The sequence below is a fragment of the Alkalibacterium putridalgicola genome (genome assembly GCF_900109825.1).
Taxonomy (GTDB): Bacteria; Bacillota; Bacilli; order Lactobacillales; family Carnobacteriaceae_A; genus Alkalibacterium; species Alkalibacterium putridalgicola.
In genome coordinates this window covers 44,575-51,296 of the sequence record NZ_FOBL01000020.1, presented here as the reverse complement: position 1 = coordinate 51,296, position 6,722 = coordinate 44,575, and the positions used below count along the sequence as shown (strand labels likewise).

7 protein-coding genes are annotated in these 6,722 nt (G+C 40.8%); 1 reads left to right on the top strand and 6 read right to left on the bottom strand.

Annotated elements, in window-relative coordinates:
- Positions 1-251 precede the first annotated feature (251 nt).
- Positions 252-1,589 (bottom strand): C1 family peptidase, encoded by a 1,338-nt coding sequence (locus tag BMX84_RS07805; protein ID WP_091488652.1) that lies wholly within the window; start codon positions 1,587-1,589, stop codon positions 252-254.
- Positions 1,590-1,786: 197 nt separating this feature from the next.
- Here BMX84_RS07805 and alr point away from each other — a divergent pair, with 197 nt between their 5' ends.
- A complete protein-coding gene (gene alr, locus BMX84_RS07800) occupies positions 1,787-2,956 on the top strand; it encodes an alanine racemase (RefSeq protein WP_091488651.1) in 1,170 nt (389 codons plus the stop codon).
- A gap of 268 nt (positions 2,957-3,224) precedes the next feature.
- Here alr and BMX84_RS12510 read toward each other — a convergent pair whose 3' ends face one another.
- From BMX84_RS12510 to BMX84_RS07780, 5 genes are all read right to left on the bottom strand, one after another.
- Positions 3,225-3,392 carry a hypothetical protein gene (locus BMX84_RS12510; RefSeq protein WP_177165510.1) on the bottom strand — a complete coding sequence of 56 codons (168 nt, stop codon included), beginning with the start codon at positions 3,390-3,392 and terminating at the stop codon, positions 3,225-3,227.
- Positions 3,393-3,424: 32 nt separating this feature from the next.
- Complete coding sequence (locus BMX84_RS07795; protein WP_091488650.1) at positions 3,425-3,622, bottom strand: hypothetical protein; 198 nt, start codon at positions 3,620-3,622, stop codon at positions 3,425-3,427.
- A gap of 472 nt (positions 3,623-4,094) precedes the next feature.
- On the bottom strand, positions 4,095-5,030 hold the full coding sequence (locus BMX84_RS07790; protein ID WP_091488649.1) for a 3D domain-containing protein: 936 nt from the start codon (positions 5,028-5,030) through the stop codon (positions 4,095-4,097).
- 277 nt (positions 5,031-5,307) lie between these two features.
- Positions 5,308-6,072 carry an ABC transporter permease gene (locus BMX84_RS07785; protein WP_091488648.1) on the bottom strand — a complete coding sequence of 255 codons (765 nt, stop codon included), beginning with the start codon at positions 6,070-6,072 and terminating at the stop codon, positions 5,308-5,310.
- The gene (locus BMX84_RS07780; RefSeq protein WP_091488646.1) at positions 6,072-6,722 is read right to left on the bottom strand and encodes an ABC transporter ATP-binding protein; all 651 of its coding nucleotides are present in this window, start codon (positions 6,720-6,722) and stop codon (positions 6,072-6,074) included. The genes BMX84_RS07785 and BMX84_RS07780 overlap by 1 nt, the downstream gene beginning before the upstream one ends.

Here is a 6,722-nt window from a genome sequence, read left to right as displayed (position 1 = left end):
TCCTTTGTCCGGCTCATTCAGCGTACTCACGTATTATTCTCGCCGGGTACGTCCTTTGCGTAGCTCATTCAGCGTACTCATGCTTTATTCTCGATGAGTACGTCCTTTGTCCGGCTCATTCAGCGTACTCAATTTGTCTCCTTGCTGGGTGCGCCTAATGAGATCAAGAATAGCTGTACGCACCGCATCGTTAGTCCAGGTGACTAATGATGATAGACGTCTCCCTTCAGCAAGTTAGAATGCCTGAAGGTTTATTTGACCATGGCCAGAGCACCCATAGGATCCCACGGTTCCAGTTCAACAACTGGTTCGTCTAGAGCTTTCAGCCATTTTTCATCAATGTATTTACGTTTAACGGCCACTTGATAGTTATATTCGTCAAACCATTTATCAGTCATCGAATAGACACCTTTATCTCCGCTCTTGTCGCCCCAGCTGTTTTCGACTTTCCACTTGATCGGGTTGCCTTCATCATCGAGGTCAACTCCAACAAAAACCATCGCATGGGTCAGTAAACTTTCACCATAATCGAGGCGCTGGCCTTTAGTCAGTTCAACAGACTCTCCCAAGGTTGCTTCGTAATCATACGCTTTATCATCCATGATCCCTGCTTCACGGTCAAGCATTTTTCCGACATCGCAGCCAAACCATACCGGTTCACCATCTTTGATCGACTGGACCGCTGCTTTTTTCAATGCATCAATAGGTGCATTAACATATCTGATCGGTTGTGCTTCTTTGATCGTTCCCAGATATTTAACAGTATATGCTTTACCAAACGGCTTATCATCAGTGGGCGCATTGATCAAACTAATGCGTTCCTCCAAATCCCATGCAACATATTTTTCAAAGAACTCACGTGGAGTTATCTCATGAATACGGTGGAATTCTTCGTCCTTATCGCGATATTCATACGTAAATGATTCCGGAACCTCACCCAATGTCTTCACTAACAAGGCATAGACAAAATAGAGGTAGTCCTCTTTCAGTTCAACAAGCTCATCCTTTGTTTTTCCACTCTTATGATTTTCTCGAATCTTCGCGGCAAAGTCTCTCAGTTTGGCAGTCAGAAGCTGGTTGAGTTCTCGTGTATTAGAAGAATGATAGGTTTCCGGCATGGCTGATTTGGGAACAGCCCCGTATTTTTCAAGGATCCCAGAAAACATATCCCACTGTCCACCATCTTGAACGGGGTCCTGCAGCAGGTGCTGAACCAGACGTGAGTTGAGGGGTTCATCCACCGTTTCAATTATACTGTCGAGGAAATAATTTGATTTTTCCAACTTATCCCAGAAAAGGGTATAATTCTGCGAAAATTCAAATGTCTTCACATTCAGTTTCTCCATTGTATCTACGCGAGCAGTATTTAATGCGGCAAACATCCAGCAGCGCCCACTGGACTTCTGATTCGTGATGTCGCCTTTTTCTGTTTCATGAGAGAATACGAAATTATGTCGTCTGGTCATGTTATTATCGACAGAGGATTTGTTTATTCCTACTTTGGCGATCGCATTCTGTACCACTTTATTGGTCGCATTTCCGTTATATCTATCTTTGTAATTTGCTAATGATTCTTTGGTAATTTTCATCATATTTACATCTCCCTTTAATCACTATCTCTATTTTATACAAAAACAGGAATGATGACAAGCTGTCATTTTTTTCTCGTTCCCATTCCATCCCTAACTATTTATTCGTGTTTAAAGTCTATGAAATCCCACATCGCTGCTTCATTAATTCCCCTTTTTCATGTTAAAATAAAGTGTAACTGAAAGGAGTACTGATTATGCATTATGGTAGTTATCGCTATACTCGTGCAACGATCGACTTAGATAAACTGACTGATAATTATATTCGTATGAAGGAATTATTATCCCCTAAAACCAAATTCATGGGTGTGATCAAAGCAGATGCCTATGGCCATGGCGCTGTAGAGGTCGGCAGGCATCTCGAAAGTCAGAACATCGATTTTCTAGCTGTAGCTGTCTTGGATGAAGCCATGGAATTGAGGGAAGCAGGAGTGAAAAGTCCCATTCTTCTGTTGAGTCCAATTGAACCGGATACAATTCCAACAGCAATCAAGAATGACATTTCCATTACAGTTTTCTCTGATGAAATTGCCGGTAAGGTTAAACATTCCGCCGAAAGTCTTCAGAAAAAGGCAAAGATCCATTTAAAGGTCGATTCGGGTATGGCCAGGATCGGTGTACGTTCACGTGAAGAAGCAGCAAGATTAAGTCGAACCATGACTTCCGAATGGGTAGAGTTCGAAGGTATTTTCACTCACTTTGCCGAAGCCGAAAATACCGAAGATCCAACTTATACAAAACACCAATTTGATTTTTTTATGGATATCGTTAATGACCTCAAAGACCAGGGGATATACTTTGACCTGACCCACTGCAGTAATACTGCAGCAACTCTTTTATACCCTGAATATCACCTGGATATGATCCGTACAGGAATTTCTTTGTTCGGATATCACCCGGACAAGTCTCTTGAAGATAAAATAGATCTGCAGCCGGTAATGAGATTATCTACTCATGCGGCTTATGTAAAAAAGGTCGAAGAAGGAACAACGATCGGATACGGAAGAACTTTTACAGCAGCGGAAGAAAAAACTATAGCAACGATCTTACTGGGATATGCCGATGGGATCCCTAGAGAATTATCCAACCGCTGGTATCTGACTACAGATGATCATAAAGCGCCTATCGTGGGACGAATATGTATGGATCAGCTGATGGTCGACGTAAGTGATATCCCGGGTTTCAATAAAGATACTGAGCTAGTGTTTATAGGCGATCCTAAAAAAGGGCATCCCAGTATATATAAAATGGCAGACCTGACTGACAGTTTTCATTATGAGATTCTCTGCGGTATTGGTAAAAGGGTCCCACGTGTATATTATAAAAATGAATCCATTGAAGCAAAACATAATTCACTTTTGGACTAGTAAAAAAGGCACACGCCTTCAATAAGGTGTGTGTCTTTTTAACATACATATTCTAAGATTGAACGTTTGTTATTCGTCTGTACTTTCTCACAATTCTAACCCAACCAACGGACGAGAGAATCTGAGGGCTCTTTCACATCAGCTAACTCTTCATTGATCGCTGTCTCCGCTTGTAACTATGACTATGCCGTTAGTCATCATCAGAGCAAGCAGGTTGATCCGCTTTTTTCATTAGAGTTTTAGTAATTTATAATGTTTGACCAGAATATCATTCAGCGTCGTCTTCCATTTCATCACCCAAGTCATCATTCATTAAATCGTCTTCTGTTTCTTCTACATCAGGCAAATCATTTTCCATATCATCTGTTTCTCCACACCCGACTAAAAGCAAACCACCAGTCAGGGTAAGGGCAATAAGTTTTGTCAGTTTTTTCATAATACTCATTCCTTTTTAGGTGAATCAGCCTGTTATTCCGTTTCTTCGTCTAACTCTTCATCAATTTCGTCCCCCGTATCCTCTACCCCTTCTTCTACATCGTTAAGTCCTTCATCTATATTTTCTTCTGTTTCTTCTACATCAGGCAGCTCTTCGTCAACTTCTCCACAACCGACCATGAGCATACCACCGGTCATTATCAGAGCAAGTAACTTTGTCAGTTTCTTCATTATATATTCTCCTTTCAATAATTCTGCAGTTATCTGTTTTATCCGTATATGTCATCTACGGTGTCAGTATCCAGTTCGTCAACGTATCGTTAACCATGCCACTTCGAATTATGGGACGGCCGGTTCTGCTATGCTAGAAAACTCTTCGTTCATAGCATCTCTCCTTTTGTGTATTATCTATAAATAACCTATCAGAATAAGGTTATTTTTAAAAGTGATAGCACGTCGACTCATTTTACTGTTATCACTTTTATATGACATATCAAACACTGACGAACGAATGAACGTACTAATGTTTCCAAGATCCTATCTACTTATACCCTATCATTAATAGCATTTTTTTAAAAAGATAACGCTTTAACAATTTGGTTACTCGTTTGTATTTAGTATTATTAATATTACAAAGGATCGATTTTCATCAAAAAAAAAGTACAGAGTATAGTTACTCTGTACTTTTTTTTTGACTTTTCTATTAGTCTAATATTTTGATGTCGATTTGACGACGTCCAAATGACCATGCCGCATCTAAATCTTCCATGTGGACATCGATTCGATTACCTTTAATGGCACCACCAGTATCTCCGGCAATGTATTCACCATATCCAGGTACCAATACTTTAGAACCCAGTGGAATGACATTCGGATCTACAGCAATAACGCGAGAATTCTCTCTTAAATCAATACCCATAAAGGTAAAGTTACTTAAGCTTGCCTGATTTCTAGAATACGCTGTGGCTTCAACTGATATCCAACGGCCAGATTCTTCCTGTGATGCTGTATTGTTAGAAGAAGTTGACGCTGCTTGTTCTGTTGCCGCTTTTTCGGCTGCTGCTTTTTCAGCTGCCGCTTTTTCGGCTGCTGCTTTTTCGGCTGCTGCTTTTTCGGCTGCCGCTTTTTCAGCTGCTGCTTTTTCGGCTGCCGCTTTTTCGGCTGCTGCTTTTTCAGCCGCTGCCTGGTTATCTTTCACTTCTTTTTTCTCTTCTTTAGCTTCTTCTACTTCTTTAGGTGTTTCTGTTTCTTTCACTTCCTCTTCAGATACATCGTAACTGACGACCTCTTCTTCATTTTCTACAGAAATGACGGATAAATCATTACTTAAATAAATAGTCGTCCCTACCTGAATCAGGCTGCGGTTATCAATATCATTCACTGTTGCCAGTTTTTCAACCGAGATATCAGTGGCTTGAGAAACGCCCCATAGTGTATCTCCCCATTGGAAAGTATATTCCAATGTTTTGTCTTCATCATAATCTGCTTTAGCTTCATTGATATCTTCTTCGATTTCCAGAACCGTACGCGGTGCCCAGTTTGAATTGGCACTTGCTTCTGTATCATTTGTCAGCAGCATCAATCCAGCTGCGGATAATGTCAAGCCTGCTTTAAGCCATGTATTTTTTTGAATAGTCATTAATTTATTCCCCTTTTCATATAGTTCGATTGGTAAGGTTAATTAGACAGTGTTCGCGTTTGTTCATCTGGTTTTCCTGAACAACTGATTGTATCTTACCATGCTAAATCATAAAGAAAAGGGGTTTGGGCCCTTTGTCACTTCCTTTTAGTTAGTTTGTATTATTCATGAACTAATATCTCAAAACTATTTCAGTATCGATATGTTTTGTAACAGTGTAATATAAAAAGACCACCCTGATCAACTATGGACAGAGTGGTCTTGCTCGTATAATTTTTTATATCATCAGCTGGTTCCGGTCATTATAGTATTCTCTGTAGGCCAGATAGCTTGCAATGAAGCTTGCAATACTTGTAACGGCAATAAGCATGAACATAACAACGATCTGGTATCTAATAGCATCTGTAGGATCAACACCCGCAAAGATCAAGCCAGACATCATTCCCGGCAGACTCACTAGACCTACCGTTTTCGTCCGGTCGATCGACGGACTCATGCCTGTCTTCACACTTTCTCTTATGATGCTCATGGATGCCTGTTTCTCATTAGCACCTAAAGCAAGTTTTTCCAGGACTTGTTGTCTCTGATCAGTAAACTTGCTGTTCAATGCTCGGTAAGTCAATCCGATGGCGACCATGGCATTACTGGCGATCATCCCTGTGATCGGTACGATCTGTGACGGGACCCATATAATGGCTCCTGAAACGAGCATAACGCCCAACGTGATTGCAGTCCCCACTCCGATCGCTGTGAGTGAGATAAATAAGGAATTCGATATTCCTTCGCTGCGCTTGTGGGCATTGAAACCCGCATTAAAGACGATGAACAGGACCATTGCGAGCGTAATAAAGAAGTTGTCGACTTGAATGATATACTTCAGGACATAACCGATGGCGAACAGCTGCACGACCGCTCTGACACCGGCGATGAAAATGTCGTTACCTAGATCCAGTTTTTCTTTATAATCTACAAATATGGCAATAAACAGCAACCCTGTAGATAACAGTAACGAAAAATTTCCGATTTCTAAGTTTGCACCCATTATTGTTCAGCCACCTTTCCATCTAGGATTCGTATGATCCGATCAGCCTTATTAATTTCTCTCTCATCATGGGTGACTGAAAGAATCGTCATGTTATCTTCTTCATTCAATTCGTCTAGTATACTGTAGATAATATCTTTATTTTCAGCATCCAGTGAACTCGTCACTTCATCCAGCAAGATGACTTCAGGTTTATACAGCAGATTTCTTACAAGGGCGACACGCTGTTTTTCTCCCCCTGAAAGATCCTTCACTTCTTTGTCCAGGTATGAGCGGTTCAATTTCAATCTTTCCAGCATGGTCACGCTTTTTGTTTCATTGAATTCTTCGTCGCGGATCTCATAAGGAAATGCTAAATTATCTCTGACCGTCTGATCGAACAAGGTCGCATTCTGAAAGAAATAGGACACTTCTTTACGGTAATCGATCGGATCGATTTCAGAGACGTCTTTACCTTTATAAACGATGTTTCCTTTTGTGGGCGTCAGAATACTGGCTATGATTTTCAGCAGGGTGCTCTTGCCTCCCCCCGAAGGACCAGTGATCGTCACACGCTCTCCTTTGACAATGGAAAAATCCACGCCACTTAATATTTTTTCATGGCCAACGTTAAAACTTATGTTATTGACCTCTATGATATTATCTGTCAT